Raw genomic sequence first — 15,063 nt, 5'->3', positions numbered from 1 at the left:
TAACGCACCGCGCACAGCTCACCTGTGCCGTCGTGAGTCGGCTCCGAGGCCGATTTCTCGGCTTCGGATCAACCTGCTAGGAGTTCAACCCGTGACGTAGTGAACGAGTTCCGAGGCCGACCTTTCGGTCCCGGAGCCATCTGGCGGGATGATCAACGCCTGTACCCTGAAATCTGTTCCAGGCCGATTTTCCGGCCTCGGAGCCATTTCCCGGTGCTGATCAGCCCAATCCGCCAGGAGGGCCGAGCAGCGCCGCGAGCGCCTCGGTGGACTGCTGTTTCTTGCGCTTTCGCACGAGCCGACGTAGGCGCCGCGCGCCTCGCGAAGCCAACCTGGCGACGTGGGTTGTGGAGATTCGTTCACCGCCCGCGCACGTCCTCGCGGGAGGTCTCGCGTGAGCGCTTCGAGCGCTCCCCGGTGGGCGCTTCGGGAGGCCCCGCGCAGGTGCTCCGGGAGGCGGTGGCGCGAGCGGAGCCGTGCGTGTGTCCCGAGGTACTGGAGGGTGGGTGGACGGTGGGCGACCTGAGAGGGACCGGAAGCCTGCCGGGTGTGCGGGCGCTCGCTCGTACGCACACCCCTCCCGTGCGCGCCGAGGCCGAGAAATCGGCTCGGGCGGCGTTGTCAATGGTCTAGAAGGGCAGTGCTCGGAAAAGCCCTAGCTATTTCGGGGGTTTACCTGCCATGAGGGTCTGACATAAGGTCCGTCCGACCCCGCATCCGAGGTGGTCGGATGTCCGCTGGAGGACAGCTTCAGCGGAGGTCCCAGCGCCTTGTGGAGGGCTGTTCAGGTCGTGAGCGACGAGCGTCCCGACGCGCTGCTCAAGAGCGCACTTGAGAAGATCGTCTACTTCGAGGCCCGTGCCGACCAGCTCCACAACGAGCTGGATGGAGCCCGGCAGGAGGTGGACCGGCTCAAGCGTGAGCTCGCCGAGGCGGGTCAGCGAGAGATCGTCCTGCGGCGCGAGGTGGCCGAGCTGGAGGTGCGCATCAACCGTTCCAACGCCGAGCGCGAGGAGCTGGTGCGCCTCAACCAGGCCTTGCGCGACGAGAAGACGCAGCTGCTGGGCAAGCTGCTCGACTCCAGCCGCATCCGCAGCGCGGACCAGGCGCGCGACGACGACGACGATGACATCGGCATCGACCTGGCGTCCTTCATCTCGCAGCTGCGCAGCGAGGTGATGAACCGGCCGGGGCAGGCCCCTACGCCCGTGCCCGCGCCCGTGGCTTCTCGGAGCACGCCCACGCCGGTGCCCGTGGCGCGGATGCAGGAGCGACCGCCGCCGCCAGTGCCGGATGACGCGGATGAGCCGCTGTTCCCCATGCCGGGCTTCGCGGTGGCGATGGCGGTGGCGCCCCGGGTGGCCACGATGGTGGCCGCCTCGCCGGTGGTCCAGCAGGCGCAGCGCTTCCTGTCCGAGGGACGGCTCGGCGTGAGCCCCGCGCAGCTCGCCGAGCTGTCCGGGCACGTCGGGCCCTCGGGCAGCGCGGACGAGACGCTGTTCGGCTTCTCCGTGCGTGAGCTGTCGGCGCAGGACTCCGCCGCGCGCGTGCGTGCCGCCGAGCGCCTCAAGGCCCTGGGACAGCCGGCCGCCGCGCCCGCGCTGGCCACCGCGCTGCACGCCGAGACGGAGCCCGCCGTGCAGGTGGCGCTCATCCAGGCCTTCGCCGGGCTGTGCCGGGAGGAGGGCGCCTCGGTCGTCTCGCCGCTCCTGGCCTCGCCCGTGTCCGAGGTCCGCATCGCCGCGCTCAAGGCCCTGCTCGCGCTGGCGCCGGAGGATGCCGCGCCTCACCTCGCGCAGGCGATGAAGGATCCGGACCGGGCCGTGCGCCGCCGGGCCTCGTTGCTCGCGCTGGGGCTGGAGGGCGAGGCAGCACGTCGGCTCGGCGAGGAAGCCATTCACGACACGGATCCGGAGGTGCGCAGCCTGGCGGCCCTCGCCCTAGGAGCGGCCAACGGGGAGGACGCCCGGAAGCTGCTGCTCGAGTCGTTGCTGGACCCGGAGCTGCGCGTGCGTCGCTCCGCCGCGCAGAGCCTCTCGCGCATCCTCGGCCATGATGTCTCGGCCGTGGTGGGGCTCGATGAGCCGCAGCGTCGCCGGGAGATTCGCCGGCTCGCCACGCTGCCCTCGCAGCCCGTGCGCGCGCCGCTCGTGGCTCGCCCCGTCGCTGCCGCTGCCCCCGTGAAGGTCGCGCCGCCCGCGCCTGCTCCCACGCCCGCGCCCGCCATGCCCACGCCGGTGGCTCCCGCGGTGACGTACGCGCACTCGGTCCCGGCATCGGCTCCCGAGCGCTCCGGCCCCGTTCGCGCGGCCCTGGCGGTAATGAGTGGCGTGCCCGCGAACCGGTCCGCGCCGGTGCCTCCCCCGGCGCCCGCGACGCGCGCAGGCCCGTCCCCGGTCGAGGCGCTGTGTACATCGCTGATGAGCGACATCCGCACGGCCATCCGGGGACGCTCGTTTGGAGAGCTGACGGCCGCGCTGTCGGCTCCGGTGGAGTTGGCGCAGGAGGCGCTAACCCTCCTGGTTGCCCGGGGAGCCGTGGTACGGCGGGGGCACAAATACTTCGCCGCTTGAGGCAAGGTATGCCCCCGACGGTTCGATAAGGGTTCTCGATGGATGCTCCGACCTACACCGCCAAGCAGGTAGCCGAGATGCTCGGCGTGTCTTCCAAGGAGCTCTCCGGGGCGCTGAAGAAGGACACCTACACGCCGGACGACGTGTGGGAGCTGCGCGCCACGCTCGACAAGTACCCGCCCTCCATCGGCCAGCGCCGCCAGCTCTTCCTCAACTTCAAGGGCGGTACGGGCAAGACGTCCTTGTCCACCTCTTATGCGTGGCGGCTGGCGGAGCTGGGCTACGCGGTGCTCCTCATCGACCTGGACAGCCAGGGGCACTCCACCAAGTGCCTGGGCTACGAGGGCGAGGACTTCGAGAAGACGCTTCAGGACGTGCTGGTGCGCAAGGCGCCGCTGACCCAGGTGATTCAGAAGTCCACCCTGCCCAACCTGGACTTCATCCCCTCCAACTTGAGCATGTCCACGGTGGACCTGGCGCTGATGCCCATGGCCGGCCGCGAGTTCAAGCTGCGCAACGCGCTCAAGGAAGTGGAGGCCAGCTACGACGTCGTCGTCTTCGACGCGCCGCCGTCCTTCGGTCTGCTCAACCTCAACGCGCTGATGGCGGCCAACGACTTGTTCGTCCCGGTGCTCGCCGACTTCCTGTCCTTCCACGGCCTGAAGCTGCTCTTCGAGACGGTGCAGAGCCTGGAGGAGGACCTGAACCACGTGCTGGACCACGTGTTCATCGTGGTGAACTCCTTCAACGCCACCTTCAAGCTGGCCAAGGAGGCGCTCGAGGCGCTGCAGACGCACTACCCCGAGTACCTGCTGCCGACGATCATCCGGCAATGCACCAAGTTCGCTCAGGCCTCCAGCGAGGGGCGCCCCGTGTTCGTCGCTGACCCGACCTCCAAGGGCGCCAATGACATCCAGGCCATGATTGACAACGTCCTGCCTCGCATGACGGCCACCGCTCCCAAGTCCGGCTCCAAGGCCACCAAGGCCGGCTGAGTCCACCTACCCCTTCCTCCACCTCCTGTGCGCTCATGAAGAAAGCCTTCGAACAGAATGTGTCCCGCGCCAAGCCGCGCGTGCGCCTCGGTGCGCTGACGGGCCTCCTGGAGAGCCCGGAGGCCGCCGAGAGCGAGGCTCCCGAGGCCTCATCCGTCGCCGAGGCCCCCGCGTCCGCTCCGGACCTGTCCGCCGAGGTGCGCGCCCGCATCGAGCGTGCCCGCGCGCCGCGCCCCAGCGCCTCCGAGGCCGTGAGCGCCGCCCTGCGCGCGCCCCTGTCCGCGCATGAGTCCCAGGCGATGGCCGCCGTACACAGTGAGGTCTTCGGTGCGCCCACCCTGGAGGCCTCGGGCCCGCGCGTGACGGCCGCCGAGCCCGAGCCCGTGATTCCCAGCGTGCTCGCCGCGCAGGTGGTGGTCGCGCCCACGCCCGTGGCCCACGGCGATGCGCCGGACACCGAGGTGGAGGTGCAGACGCCGGCCTCGCCCGCGGAGGACATGGACCCGGAAGCTCGCCGCGAGCGGCTGAAGGAGCGGCTCAAGGCGGTGCGCGAGAACCCGCGCCCGGAGCCGCTGCCGGCCTCGGTGGCGGAGGCGGGGATTCGCGCGGTGGAGCGCATCACCACCCTGCAGGGCGAGCTGACGCGGATGAAGGCGCACAACCTCGCGCTGACGCAGGAGCTGGAGGCGGCGCGGCGCCAGTCCGAGAAGGCCACGGAGGAAGCGCGGCTGCGGATGGACGAGGCGCGGCGGCTGGCGGCGGAGATGGAGGGCCGCGTGAAGCTCCTGGGCGACCTGGAGCGCGAGCTGGCGGCCCTGGAGGGCGAGCGGGACGAGGCGCTGCTGTCGCTGCAGGAGGCGCGGCAGGCGATGCACGCGGCGGCCGAGGAGCGCTCGGAGCTGGAGGTAGAGGTGGAGAAGGGCAAGAAGGCCCTGACCGACAGCCTCGCCGAGGAAGAGCGCCTGGCCACGGAGCTGGAGAGCGCGCAGGAGGAGACGGCCTCGCTGCGCCGCGCGGTGGAGGCGCTGCAGGGCGAGCGGGACGTGCTGGCCCAGCAGGTGGCCTCGCTCACCGCCGAGCGCGCGGAGTTGCTCGAGGCGCGCAAGGCGCTCGAGGCGGTACATCGCGCCCTGAGTCACGCCTCCCTGCGCTGACGGGCCGAGTCCTGGGGCGGAAGCGCCGGCGCGGTATCATGCTGGGGATGCGTCACTTCGCCCTCGTTGTCCTCCTGGCCGCTTCCGTGGCGTCGGCCAGTACGCCGGTGCTCTCGGGTTTCGAGAGCCTGCCGTCGGATCCGGCTCCGCCCGAGCTCGTGCGCGGCCTCCACTACTGGATCTCCAACGAGAACAACCTCGACCTCTTCCACGACGCCGTGAAGGACAAGGGCGGCGTCTACGTGGGCGTGGGCTCGGATCAGAACTACCTGCTGGGAGGCTGGGCGCGCTCGGAGGTGCTGGTCCTGTTGGACTTCGATCAGGCCATCGTCGATCTCCATCGCGTCTACCGCGTCATCTTCCTCGCGGCGGAGACGCCCGAGGACTTCCTGCGACTGTGGCAGCGCAAGAGCCGCGCCGAAGTGCGTCGCCTCATCACGGAGGGCTACGAGGACAAGAAGGAGCGGTTCGGAGCGCTCCAGGCCCATGGCACCGCTCGTGGGGCAGTGGAGCGGCGGCTGCTGCGGGTGGTGGAGCAGATGGCCAAGGCCTCCCTGCCGTCCTTTCTCACGGATGCCGCCGAGTACGCCCACCTCCGCCGCCTCTTCCAGGAGGACAAGGTCTTCATGGTCCGAGGCGACCTCACGGCCCGGCGCAGCGTGAGCGCCGTCGGCGAGGCAGCTGTGAAGGCGGGGAAGAAGGTCGGGGTGCTCTACCTCTCCAACGCCGAGCAGTACTTCTCCTATGGCGCGCAGTACCGCAGGAACATCCGCGCGCTTCCGATGGATGAGAGCAGCGTCGTGGTCCGCACGAGCGGCCAGCGCGGCATCACCCACCTGAAGGGCACCTACTACCACTACAACACGCAGTCGGGTTCGAGCTTCGCGGCCTGGCTGGCCGACCCGAAGACGCGGCACGCGCACGGGATGCTCCGCCTCGCGCCGGACACCGACAAGGCGCGTGGGCTGTCGCGCCTCGACATCGGTCCTGAGGAGGCTCGCGAGGCCGCGAAGCAGAAGCTCCTGGCGAAGCGGCAGGTGAAGAAGCCGGCCCGGCGCATTCCTCGGCCCACGAGTGCAGAGGCGGTGCAGTGAGCGGTGGGCGGTGGCTGCTCCTCGTCCTCTTCGCGGCAGGTGCTCAGGCTTCCGAGGCGGTGCCCTGCCTCGAAGCGCAGGTGTCAGGCATGGCCTGCGTACACGGAGGGCCCTTCCTTCGGGGCGTGAACGGAGGCAAGCACGCGCCAGCCCGGCCCCAGGAGGAGGTCTGGGTGCAGACCTTCTATATGGACACCCACGAGGTGACCTATGGCGCCTACAAGTTCTGCGAGCGGGAAGGGCGGTGCCGGAAGGCCGGGCCCAACTACCGCGACTTTGACAACCCCCAGCAGCCCATCAACGGGGTGAGCTGGTACGACGCGAAGGCCTTCTGCGAGGCCCACGGCAAGCACCTGCCCACGGAAGCCGAGTGGGAGAAGGCGGCGCGGGGCACGGATGGGCGGCTCTACCCGTGGGGCGACGAGCCCGCTACCTGCGAGCGCGCGGTCATCATGGACAGCCGTGGGCGCAGCTGTGGCCAGCGCCAGCGCTCGAAGACGCACGCCGACGTGGGCCGTCCGGAGCCAGTGGGCTCGCGGCCTCCCAATCCGTACGGGCTCTACGACATGTCGGGCAATGCCTGGGAGTGGGTCGCCGACTGGTACACGCCCTCGTGGAAGGCATGCGGCACGGCGTGCCAGGGAGTCGATCCCAAGGGCCCATGTGAGGGCCGCGAGCCCTGTCGTGGCTACACGGAGAAGGTGGTGCGAGGAGGCTCGTGGTTCTGGCCGGCCTTGCACGCCACGGCGGTGTACCGGCGACCGCACGTGCCCGCCAACCGGCCCATCTTCCATCACTTCGGCTTCCGCTGCGCCGCGAGCGTGGAGCAGGCGCGTGCGCTCGCGGGACGGGCCCCCTGAAGCCTCCGCCTACCGCTTGTCGCTGGCCACGGCGGACTTCACCACCGAGAACTCCGCCGGCAGCGTGGGCTTCGCCAGGCCCGCCGTATCCGCCGGCAGCTCGGGGAAGTCCTCTCCCGAGTCCTGGGCCTTCTTGAGCAGCGCCACCAGTCGCTTCACCCGGTCCGACTTGCGCGGGTGGTTGTCGAAACCGCTTCGGCTCTCGGAGATCTTCCCCAGGAACCGGATGTACTCGCCAGGGTCGTATCCCGCGGAGACCATCAACCGGACCGCCAGCTCATCCGCCTGATACTCGTCCTCGGCGCCGAAGCCGTTGTCCACGATGGAGTCGAGCACGTCATCGGTGAACTTGCCGAGCAGGTCCGGATGCCGATCCAGATCCAGGCGACCGCCCGAGCCTTGCTCCACGGCTTGAAGGAGCGTGTCCACCGCGGACGGGGTGAGGTCCCCACCGCTCTGCCGGAAGATATCGCTCCCGCCCTTGAACATCGCCGCCCGCTTGCACTGCGCCACCTTGACCTGGCCGTAGCGCTTGAGCGCGTGCTTGCTCGTGATGTGGGCAATCTCATGCGCGAGCACGCCCGCGAGCTGGGCCTCGTTGTCCACGCCCTGGAGCAGCCCTCGGGTGACGAAGACGTAGCCGCCCGGCGCCGACACGGCGTCGAAGGACTCCACGTTCTGGAGCACCCCGAAGGTCCACTGCAACGTGGGGCGGGGAGACTGCGACGCCAGGTTCCTGCCCACGACGTTGAGGTACTGGTGGAGCTTGCGACCCGCCTCGTCGCCGATCATCAGCCCGCCGCCGCGCTGGGCCCAGTTGATGGCCACCGAGCCGCCCAGGGCGTACTCCTCCTGGACGCCGATCTCCGTATCCAGCTTCGAGCAGTCGGAGCTGCTCTTGGCCTCGCGGCTCGCCGTGCCCACCGCACGGCCCAGCTCATGAGGGCTGTTCGGCACGGAGGGCAGGCGCATGCCCGCGCAGGAGGCGGTCAGCACGCCCAGCCCGGCCATCGAGAACACCACGGTGCGCGCGTTCACTTGCGACCTCGCGATGCCGTCTCCTTCGGGCCCACCACGCGGAACAGGCCCGCCTTGCGTGCGTGCGCATCCATCTCCGCGGGGCCGACCTTCCCGGCGAGCTCCTCGAGCTTCTGGATCTGCTTCGTGGCCTCGGCGTAGTTCGTGCCCTTGCCGTTGCCGTAGTCGATGGCGCCCTGGCTGAGTCCCTTCACCGCGGCGCCGGAGCTGGCATAGGCCACCGGATCCACCTTCTGCTCTCCGTTCTTGGTGATCAACTCCAGGTTGGGAGGCTGCGCGGCGAGGTTGGACTGGAACACCACGCCCTTCTTTCCATCCACCTCCACCCGGTGCCACTGCTTGTTCTTGGGGTCAGCGCCCTTCCACGTCACGGCCTTGCCGGGCTGGAGGATGGCGATCGCATCGGCGGTGGCGGAGGCGTTGGCCATCAGCCGGGTGTTGCGAGCCTTCACGTACAGCGTGCCGTCTGGCTTGACCGCCAGGGTCGTGCCTCCGGCGCACAAGGCCAGTACGGCCACCCATCTTCTTCCTCGCATGCTCATGGCGTCCTCTGTTCCGGCGGTGCTGCTATCGGGTGGCGGCGGCGATCTCGGCTGGCACCGAGAGCTTCACCAGCCCACGGGGGCTGGCCGGCAGCTCGGAGAACCCGTCCTGGGGGCTCTTCGCGGCCTCCAGCAGCGCGAGCAACCGCTCCTGGCGCTCACGGTGGGCCGGGTGATGGGTGAAGCCACCGCCTTCCGGCAGGGTGCCGAGGAAGGTGATGTACTCCTGGGGGTCGTATCCCGCCGAGGCGATGAGGTGCAGGGCCATCGCGTCCGCGGCGAATTCGTCCTCGTGCGCATGGCCTTTCTGGACGAGTCGCTCGACGAGCGGATCCGTCAACCGCCGCAGCAGCTCGGGGTCCTTGTCGAGGTCCAGCACGCCAGTGCCATGCATGGCATCGAGCATGCGCCCCAACTCCGGAGGCATCACCTCCTTTTGTACCTGCCGCGTCATCGCCAGGCTGAACTTCATGCTCGCCGCCACCTTGCACTGCTCGGCCTTCACGTCGTCGTAGCGCGCCAGCGAGTGCTTGAGCACCACATGGGAGATTTCGTGCGCGAGCACACCCGCGAGCTGCGCCTCGCTCCGCACGCTCCGCAGCAGCGCGCGGGTGACGAAGACGTAGCCCCCAGGCGCGGACGCGGCATTGACGGTGTTCGGCTCCTCCAGCACGCCGAAGGTCCACTCCAGCGTCGGGCGCCCGGACTGCGCCGCGAGGTTCTGGCCGATGAGGTTCATCGTCCGGTGCATCCGCTGCCCGGGCTCACTGGCGAGCATCAACCCGCCGCCCTGCTGCACCCAGTTGACGGCCACCGCGCTGCCCAGCGTGTACTCCTCCTGGATGGTGACCTGGGAGCGCTGCTGCTCGCACCGGCGCGTGGCCTCATTCATCTCCTGGACCAGCTTGAACGTCCGGTTGGCACCCTCCTGGCTGAGGGCCGGGCGCGCCGGCTTCGAGCCTCCACAGGCGCTCAGGAGCAGCCCAAGCCCCGCTATCCACGACAGGTGCCGGCTCATGGCGTGCCTCCGTTCTGGGGACCTACCACCGGATGGAGCTGGGCCTTCCGCGCCCGCTCGGAGACCTCCTGCAGCGGAATCTCCCGGGCGAGCGTGCCGAGCTGGCGAAGCTGCGTCGCCGCCTGGCCATAGTCCGTGCCCTTGGCCTTGCCGTAGTTGATGACGCCGTCGCCCAGCAGCTTCACCGCCGCGCCGGAGCTGGAGAACGCCACGGGGTCCACCTGCCGCACCCCATTCTGGGCGACGAGCTCCAGCTGGGGCGGCTGCGAGGAGAGGTTGGACTGGAACACCAGGCCCTGCTTGCCGCTGGCCTCCACGCGGTGCCACTGCTTGTTCTTCGGGTCCACGCCCAGCCACGTCACCTGCTGGCCGGGCTGGAGGATGGCGACCGCATCCGCGGTGGGCGAGGGGGTGCTCATCAGCCGGGTGTTGCGGGCCTTCACGTACAGGCTGCCGCCCTGCTTGACCGCCAGGGCCGCGCCCGCGGCACACAAGGCCAGCACGGCCACCCACCTTCGTCCTCTGATGCGCATGGCGTCCTCGGCTCTCTTCTATTTGTCCAGGTTCGCCACCCCATCGAAGGGCAGCGGGGGAGGAGTCTGCTCGTATTTGCGGCAGCGCGCGAGCAGCGCGGCCAACGGACCGTCCTCGGGGTCCCTCGCCCGCTGCGTCTCCAACACCGCCGCGGCCTCGGCGAAGCGCGCCTGCCGGTAGAGCGCCAGCGCGTCATGGTAGCGCGCCACCGTCTCGCGCTTGCCGACGGGCAGCTGGCCCTTGAGGGCCAGCAGCTCGTACACCGTCACCGCCTCCGTCTTGCCCGCCACCCGCACCTGGTCCAGCTCACGCACCTCGATGAAGTCCCGGGCCAGCTCATAGGTGCGCGGGCCGATCATGATGAGCGAGCCGTAGGCCTTGTTGGCCCCTTCCAGCCGCGCCGCCAGGTTCATGCCATCGCCGATGGCCGTGTAGTCGAAGAGCTGCTCGCTGCCGAAGTTGCCCACGAAGAGCTTCGCGCTGTTCAGGCCGATGCGCGTGTACACATCCGGTAGGCCATCCCGGCGGAACTCGGCGCGCAGCCGATCCACCTCCGCCTTGGCCGCCAGCGCCCCGCGGCAGGCGCGCACCGCGTGGTCCGAGTGGCCGAAGGGCGCGCCGAAGAGGCACACCACCGCGTCGCCGATGTACTTGTCCAGGCAGCCGCCCTCGCGCAGCAGCGAGGAGCTCACCCGCGTCAGGTACATGTTGAGCACGCGGACCAGCGCGCGAGGGTCCTCCTTGAAGCGCTCGGAGAAGGTGGAGAAGCCGCGGATGTCGCTGAAGAAGGCGGTGATTTCGCGCTCCTCGCCATCCAGCTTCGGCAGCTGATTCTCCTCCACCATCTGCTCGATGAGCTTCGGCTCCATGTAGCGGCTGAACGCCTGGCGGATGAAGGCGGCCTCGCGGTTGGCCGAGAAGTGGTTCAAGGCCGCCGCCCCCATGCTGGAGAGCATGCCGGCGATGGCGGGCAGCGCGGTGAGCAGGTGTACCCGCTGGAACGCCAGCAGGAGCCCCATCATCAAGAAGACGAACGGCACGAGCCCCAGCAGCCAGAGCAGCTCCAGCGCCGGACGGCGCAGCATCATCAGCGCCACCGCCGACACCAGGGACAGCCCGAGCGCGAACAGCACGCTCACCCAGACGGGGGACTCGATGATGAAGCGCCCGGCGAGGAAGTTCTCCACCACCGCCAGTTGCTTGCTCACCCCCGGCGTGGTCGCCGCGAACGGCGTGGCCTTGTTGTCCCCCAACCCCACCGCCGTGCCACCGATGACGACCACCTTGTTGCGGAACAGGTCGGCGGACAGGCCCCGCGGCTTCCCCTGGCTGCGCTGCACCCACGCATCCAGCACGGCCACCAGGGGGACGACGTGAAAGCGCTCATGCAGCGGGCCTCCGTAGTCCAGCTCCGCGCTGCCGTCCGGGTTGACCGCGAACTCGCGCGAGCCCAGCCGCATCTTCCGGCCCGAGAACTCGAGCTCCTGGGCGCCGAAGAGGTCCGCCGCCAGCGCCACCGGCAGCGTGACGTAGCTGTTCGTCCCGTCCGTGTACGCGAAGCGCGTGCGGCGCATGCTTCCGTCCGGATCCGGCTCCACCTCCACCAGGCCGAAGCCGTCCACCTCTGGCAGCAGCGAGGCGAGCGGGGGTACCACGTGATTGGGGATGAGCATGCCGGGCGCGGGCTCGGACTCCAGACGCGGCAGCGCGCGTCCGTCCGTCCGCACCGGGAAGGCCAGCGCGCGTGCCGCCGCCTCCGGGTCCACCTGCGGCTGGACCTGCTCCTCGTCCACGTCGACGAACTCCTCCTCGGCGGGCTCCACGGGTGCGGGCTCCGGAGGCCTGGCGGGCATGGGCAGGACGTTGGAGGGCTCCACCTTCGGCAGCGGCGCGGCGCTCGGGTGGCTGGAGACGCCCAGGTAGAACGGCAGGCCGGTCTCCGCGAGCACCCGGGTGAGGGCGAGGTCCGCGCTGGGGTCGGTGTAGCGCTCGTCCATCACCGCGTCGAACATGACGGCGCGTGCGCCACTCGCCGACAGCTCCTCGGCGATGCGGGCCCACAGGCTGCGCGTCCAGGGATAGGTGCCGTAGTTGCGCGCGTACGAGGGGTTGTTGCGGATGCCGTCGATGCTCGATTGATCGATGGCCACCACGATGATGTCCTGCGACTGCGCTCGATTGCGGGTGAAGGTGGTCAGCGCGCTGTCGTACAGGGCGCGCTCCAGGTTGGGCAGCCACAACCACCCCAGCAGCCAGCACGCCACCGCCACGCCCGTGGACACCCCCGCAAGCCCCAGCATCATCGCCAGGTTGTTGCGCAGGCGCATCCGTAGGACTCTCCGGGTATCACTCTCCATGAACGGCATTCCCTCGCTCCGCTCGACTCTATGCCAGCCGACCGGGCGCGCTCACCTGCGGCGTGCGTTACATTGATGCCTACGAGAGCAAGCGTGGATAACCCCAAGCGTGGCCATGAGAAGTTCTCCGGGAGCACCTTCCGGGCCTACCTCGACGGGCTCGACGCCATGGGACTGCGCGCCGTGGTGCGGCTGATGGTGCCGCCGCACGTGCAGGGGATGATGGACACCCCGCCCGTGCCCACCGTGTGGATGGAGAGTGACGCGCTGCCGCTCATCTTCGACGCGGTGATGAAGCTGCAGGGCCTGGAGGGCATGAGGGCCCTGGGCTACGCGGCGACGAGCGGCACCACGGGCCGCTTCCTCAAGCCGCTGATGCAGATGATGTTGAACAAGCACGGGCGCAGCCCCGCCTCGCTGTTCGCGAACATGAGCAGCCTCTACCGTTCCTTCTTCCAGGGGCTCGAGTTCAAGTACACCCCGGAGGGAGCGCGCTCGGGGATGTTGCAGATCCGCTCCAACTCCGCGATGGGGGCTTCCTCCTGGGCCGCCTGGGAGGGCTCGCTGCGCCTCCTGTTCGAGGAGTGCGGTGTCACCACCGGTGTCATCAGCCCCAGCCACGTGAGTGAAGAGGGCCGCGTCGCCACGATGCGCGTGCGCTGGTAGTTCCCGGGACAGCAGGCAGTCAGACGAGCAATCGAGGCCCCCCGTGGAGCCCGGTCGGCGTGCCTCCGCGCGTTGCCGGTCCTTGGGTTGCGTCGGAGCTTAAGGCGCGAACCCACCTCACTTCTCTTTTCCCAAGGAGTCACACGTGGCCCTGGATCTTTTCAAAGAGAAGGGCGTCGCCTTGGACCGCCAGGTCTTTACCTGGAAGGACCTCGTGCAACGCCCTTACAGCAAGCTGGATGACGATGCCTTCACGCGCGTGAGAGTCATCCTGATGAACGGCCTGGAGGCCGACGCGCTGCGCTTCAAGCACCTCGCGGCCCGGATGAACCGGGAGCTGCGGGAGCCGCTGGCGCTCGTGCGGCGCGCCGAGCACTTCCAGCAGACGCTGGTCAACTGGCTCAACCCACCGGACCAAAGTCCAATCGAGACGACCATCGGCTTCGAGCAAGTGGCCATCGAGGTGACGGCCAGCGTGGCGCAGAAGGAGCCGGACGCGTACATGGCGCAGGCGTACCGCTTCGGCCTGCTGGAGGACTTCGACCACCTCTATCGCTACGCGGCCCTGTACGACCGCATCGAGGGCAAGGACCCCAACTACCTCGTCCAGTCCTACTCGGACATCCGTCCCGGGCGTCCCACGGCGGTGGAGCACCGCCACCCGCTGGATGACCTGCGGCGCTCGTATGACCGGCGCGCGGCGCACCCGCTCACGAAGATCCACGCGATCCTCATCACGGCGGCCGAGTTCCAGACACATGACTTCTACATGACCATCGGCCCGATGTTCTCCGACCCCGTGGCGCGTCAGCTCTACGCGGAGATCGCCGCCATCGAGGAGCAGCACGTCACCCAGTACGGCTCGCTGCAGGATCCGGACGAGACGCTGCTGGAGAAGTGGCTGCTGCACGAGGCGATGGAGGTCTACGCCTACTACTCGTGCCTGGCGTACGAGGGCAACGCGCGCATCAAGGCCATCTGGCAGCGCTTCGTGGACTACGAGCTGGGCCACCTGCACTACGTGATGGAGCTGTTCCAGCGGCTGGAGGGGCGCGACCCCGCCGAGATCCTGCCGGCCACGTTGCCCGAGCCGGTGGCCTTCAAGAGCCACCGCGAGTTCGTGCGCCGCGTGCTGAACCAGGAGGTGGACCTGCGGACCGACGGCACGACCTTCGTGGACAAGGGCGAGCTGCCGCCGGGCCACCGCTCGTTGCAGTACCGCGACCAGCTCAACGCGGAGGGCTCGCCCTCCGAGACGGCGGCCGCGGGCTACCAGTGGACGCCCGGTACGGAGCTGGCTGGGCGCGTGCAGGGCTTGGGGGTGACGCCGGAAGGGAGGCTGCGGCAATGAAGAAGACGACCAGCGACGTGGGGCTCAACCGGACGGGCATCCAGACCTCGCCCATCGAGAGCAAGGAAGCCATCCAGGGCGCACTGGAGGGGCTGCCGAGCTCTCCTGGCAGCGAGCTGGGCATCGCCGAGGTGCGGACCGAGTACGCCCGCGAGGGGTACGGGCTGGGCACGGTGCCGGTGCCGGCCACGCTCAAGGGCATGTTCACGACGGCCAAGGAGATGCTCAAGGGCAACAAGCCCACGGTGTTCATCGACAAGCTGGGCGAACGGCTCGGCTTCGAGCGCACCGGGGTGCGGCTGTACGAGGCGGCCCTGAGCAAGTTCGACCTGCACGGCACGTGGCCGGGGGGGCCCTCGCGCGAGCAGCTCGAGAAGATCATGCGCGATGAGCTGTCCCACTTCGTCCTCCTCCGCGAGGCGATGGAGAAGCTGGGCGCGGATCCGACGGCGCTGACACCCTCGGCGGACCTGGCGGCGGTGGCCTCCAAGGGCATTCCGGCGGTGCTCACCGACCCGCGCACCAACCTGGTGCAGTGCCTGGAAGCGCTGATGGTGGCGGAGCTGACGGACAACGCCGGCTGGGAGCTGCTCATCGAGCTGGCCCAGGGGCTGGGGCAGACCGAGCTCGTGGATCAGTTCGAGCAGGCGCTAGGTGCGGAGGCGGAGCACCTGCTGCTGGTGCGGCGGTGGCTCATCGCCGCCGTGACGGGTGAGGCCGGAGTGCGGGAGGAGGCCGGAGTCCCCGCGCCGTAGGGCCCCTGCTGCCAGCATGAAGAACCCGATGCCCGGAGGAAGGCTGCTTCCTCCGGGGTCGGCATTTCCAACCCTGGATTTTTTCTCGGAGGTTCGACGATGCAGCTTTCACTGCGAAGCCCGGCG

General features: G+C 69.3%; 13 protein-coding genes. 8 read left to right on the top strand and 5 right to left on the bottom strand.

Going from position 1 to position 15,063, the window contains the following annotated elements:
- Positions 1 to 791: 791 nt before the first annotated feature.
- The 5 genes from SYV04_RS05980 (at position 792) to SYV04_RS05960 (ending at position 6,676) form a co-directional block, all read left to right on the top strand.
- On the top strand, positions 792 to 2,573 hold the full coding sequence (locus SYV04_RS05980; protein ID WP_321544646.1) for a HEAT repeat domain-containing protein: 1,782 nt from the start codon (positions 792 to 794) through the stop codon (positions 2,571 to 2,573).
- 38 nt (positions 2,574 to 2,611) lie between these two features.
- Positions 2,612 to 3,568, top strand: coding sequence for a ParA family protein (locus SYV04_RS05975; RefSeq protein WP_321544645.1), 957 nt, complete (start codon positions 2,612 to 2,614; stop codon positions 3,566 to 3,568).
- Positions 3,569 to 3,603: 35 nt separating this feature from the next.
- Positions 3,604 to 4,722, top strand: coding sequence for an extensin-like protein (locus SYV04_RS05970; protein WP_321544644.1), 1,119 nt, complete (start codon positions 3,604 to 3,606; stop codon positions 4,720 to 4,722).
- A gap of 38 nt (positions 4,723 to 4,760) precedes the next feature.
- Entirely contained in the window at positions 4,761 to 5,816 is a 1,056-nt protein-coding gene (locus tag SYV04_RS05965) for an LIC_10091 family protein (protein ID WP_321544643.1), read from the top strand.
- An 89-nt stretch (positions 5,817 to 5,905) separates the two neighbouring features.
- Positions 5,906 to 6,676 carry a formylglycine-generating enzyme family protein gene (locus SYV04_RS05960; protein ID WP_321544642.1) on the top strand — a complete coding sequence of 257 codons (771 nt, stop codon included), beginning with the start codon at positions 5,906 to 5,908 and terminating at the stop codon, positions 6,674 to 6,676.
- A gap of 9 nt (positions 6,677 to 6,685) precedes the next feature.
- On the opposite strand, the gene SYV04_RS05955 is transcribed toward SYV04_RS05960, so the two are convergent.
- From SYV04_RS05955 to SYV04_RS05935, 5 genes are read right to left on the bottom strand one after another with little or no spacing between them, the layout of a single operon-like run.
- Positions 6,686 to 7,714, bottom strand: coding sequence for a M48 family metalloprotease (locus SYV04_RS05955; protein ID WP_321544641.1), 1,029 nt, complete (start codon positions 7,712 to 7,714; stop codon positions 6,686 to 6,688).
- On the bottom strand, positions 7,711 to 8,232 hold the full coding sequence (locus SYV04_RS05950) for an SH3 domain-containing protein (protein WP_321544640.1): 522 nt from the start codon (positions 8,230 to 8,232) through the stop codon (positions 7,711 to 7,713). Before SYV04_RS05950 ends, SYV04_RS05955 begins: the two co-directional genes overlap by 4 nt.
- Positions 8,233 to 8,281: 49 nt before the next feature.
- Positions 8,282 to 9,274, bottom strand: coding sequence for a M48 family metalloprotease (locus SYV04_RS05945; RefSeq protein ID WP_321544639.1), 993 nt, complete (start codon positions 9,272 to 9,274; stop codon positions 8,282 to 8,284).
- Entirely contained in the window at positions 9,271 to 9,807 is a 537-nt protein-coding gene (locus SYV04_RS05940) for an SH3 domain-containing protein (RefSeq protein ID WP_321544638.1), read from the bottom strand. Before SYV04_RS05940 ends, SYV04_RS05945 begins: the two co-directional genes overlap by 4 nt.
- Positions 9,808 to 9,825: 18 nt before the next feature.
- On the bottom strand, positions 9,826 to 12,165 hold the full coding sequence (locus SYV04_RS05935) for a CHASE2 domain-containing protein (protein ID WP_422723919.1): 2,340 nt from the start codon (positions 12,163 to 12,165) through the stop codon (positions 9,826 to 9,828).
- Between the two features lie 93 nt (positions 12,166 to 12,258).
- Here SYV04_RS05935 and SYV04_RS05930 point away from each other — a divergent pair, with 93 nt between their 5' ends.
- The 3 genes from SYV04_RS05930 (at position 12,259) to SYV04_RS05920 (ending at position 14,937) form a co-directional block, all read left to right on the top strand.
- Entirely contained in the window at positions 12,259 to 12,831 is a 573-nt protein-coding gene (locus tag SYV04_RS05930; protein WP_321544636.1) for a hypothetical protein, read from the top strand.
- 145 nt (positions 12,832 to 12,976) lie between these two features.
- Entirely contained in the window at positions 12,977 to 14,182 is a 1,206-nt protein-coding gene (locus SYV04_RS05925; protein ID WP_321544635.1) for a hypothetical protein, read from the top strand.
- Positions 14,179 to 14,937: a ferritin-like domain-containing protein gene (locus SYV04_RS05920; protein WP_321544634.1), complete on the top strand. Its 759-nt coding sequence runs from the start codon at positions 14,179 to 14,181 to the stop codon at positions 14,935 to 14,937. Before SYV04_RS05925 ends, SYV04_RS05920 begins: the two co-directional genes overlap by 4 nt.
- The last annotated feature ends 126 nt before the right edge of the window (positions 14,938 to 15,063 follow it).

The organism is Hyalangium ruber, from assembly GCF_034259325.1.
Taxonomy (GTDB): domain Bacteria; phylum Myxococcota; class Myxococcia; order Myxococcales; family Myxococcaceae; genus Hyalangium_A; species Hyalangium_A rubrum.
This window is presented reverse-complemented; position numbering and strand designations above follow the sequence as displayed.

Excerpts from the sequence above, each read along its gene's own strand:
- SYV04_RS05975 (WP_321544645.1), top strand. The coding sequence starts at position 2,612 with ATGGATGCTCCGACCTACACCGCCAAGCAGGTAGCCGAGATGCTCGGC.
- SYV04_RS05970 (WP_321544644.1), top strand. The coding sequence starts at position 3,604 with ATGAAGAAAGCCTTCGAACAGAATGTGTCCCGCGCCAAGCCGCGCGTG.
- SYV04_RS05965 (WP_321544643.1), top strand. The coding sequence starts at position 4,761 with ATGCTGGGGATGCGTCACTTCGCCCTCGTTGTCCTCCTGGCCGCTTCC.
- SYV04_RS05960 (WP_321544642.1), top strand. The coding sequence starts at position 5,906 with ATGGCCTGCGTACACGGAGGGCCCTTCCTTCGGGGCGTGAACGGAGGC.
- SYV04_RS05945 (WP_321544639.1), bottom strand. The coding sequence starts at position 9,274 with ATGAGCCGGCACCTGTCGTGGATAGCGGGGCTTGGGCTGCTCCTGAGC.
- SYV04_RS05940 (WP_321544638.1), bottom strand. The coding sequence starts at position 9,807 with ATGCGCATCAGAGGACGAAGGTGGGTGGCCGTGCTGGCCTTGTGTGCC.
- SYV04_RS05935 (WP_422723919.1), bottom strand. The coding sequence starts at position 12,165 with ATGGAGAGTGATACCCGGAGAGTCCTACGGATGCGCCTGCGCAACAAC.
- SYV04_RS05920 (WP_321544634.1), top strand. The coding sequence starts at position 14,179 with ATGAAGAAGACGACCAGCGACGTGGGGCTCAACCGGACGGGCATCCAG.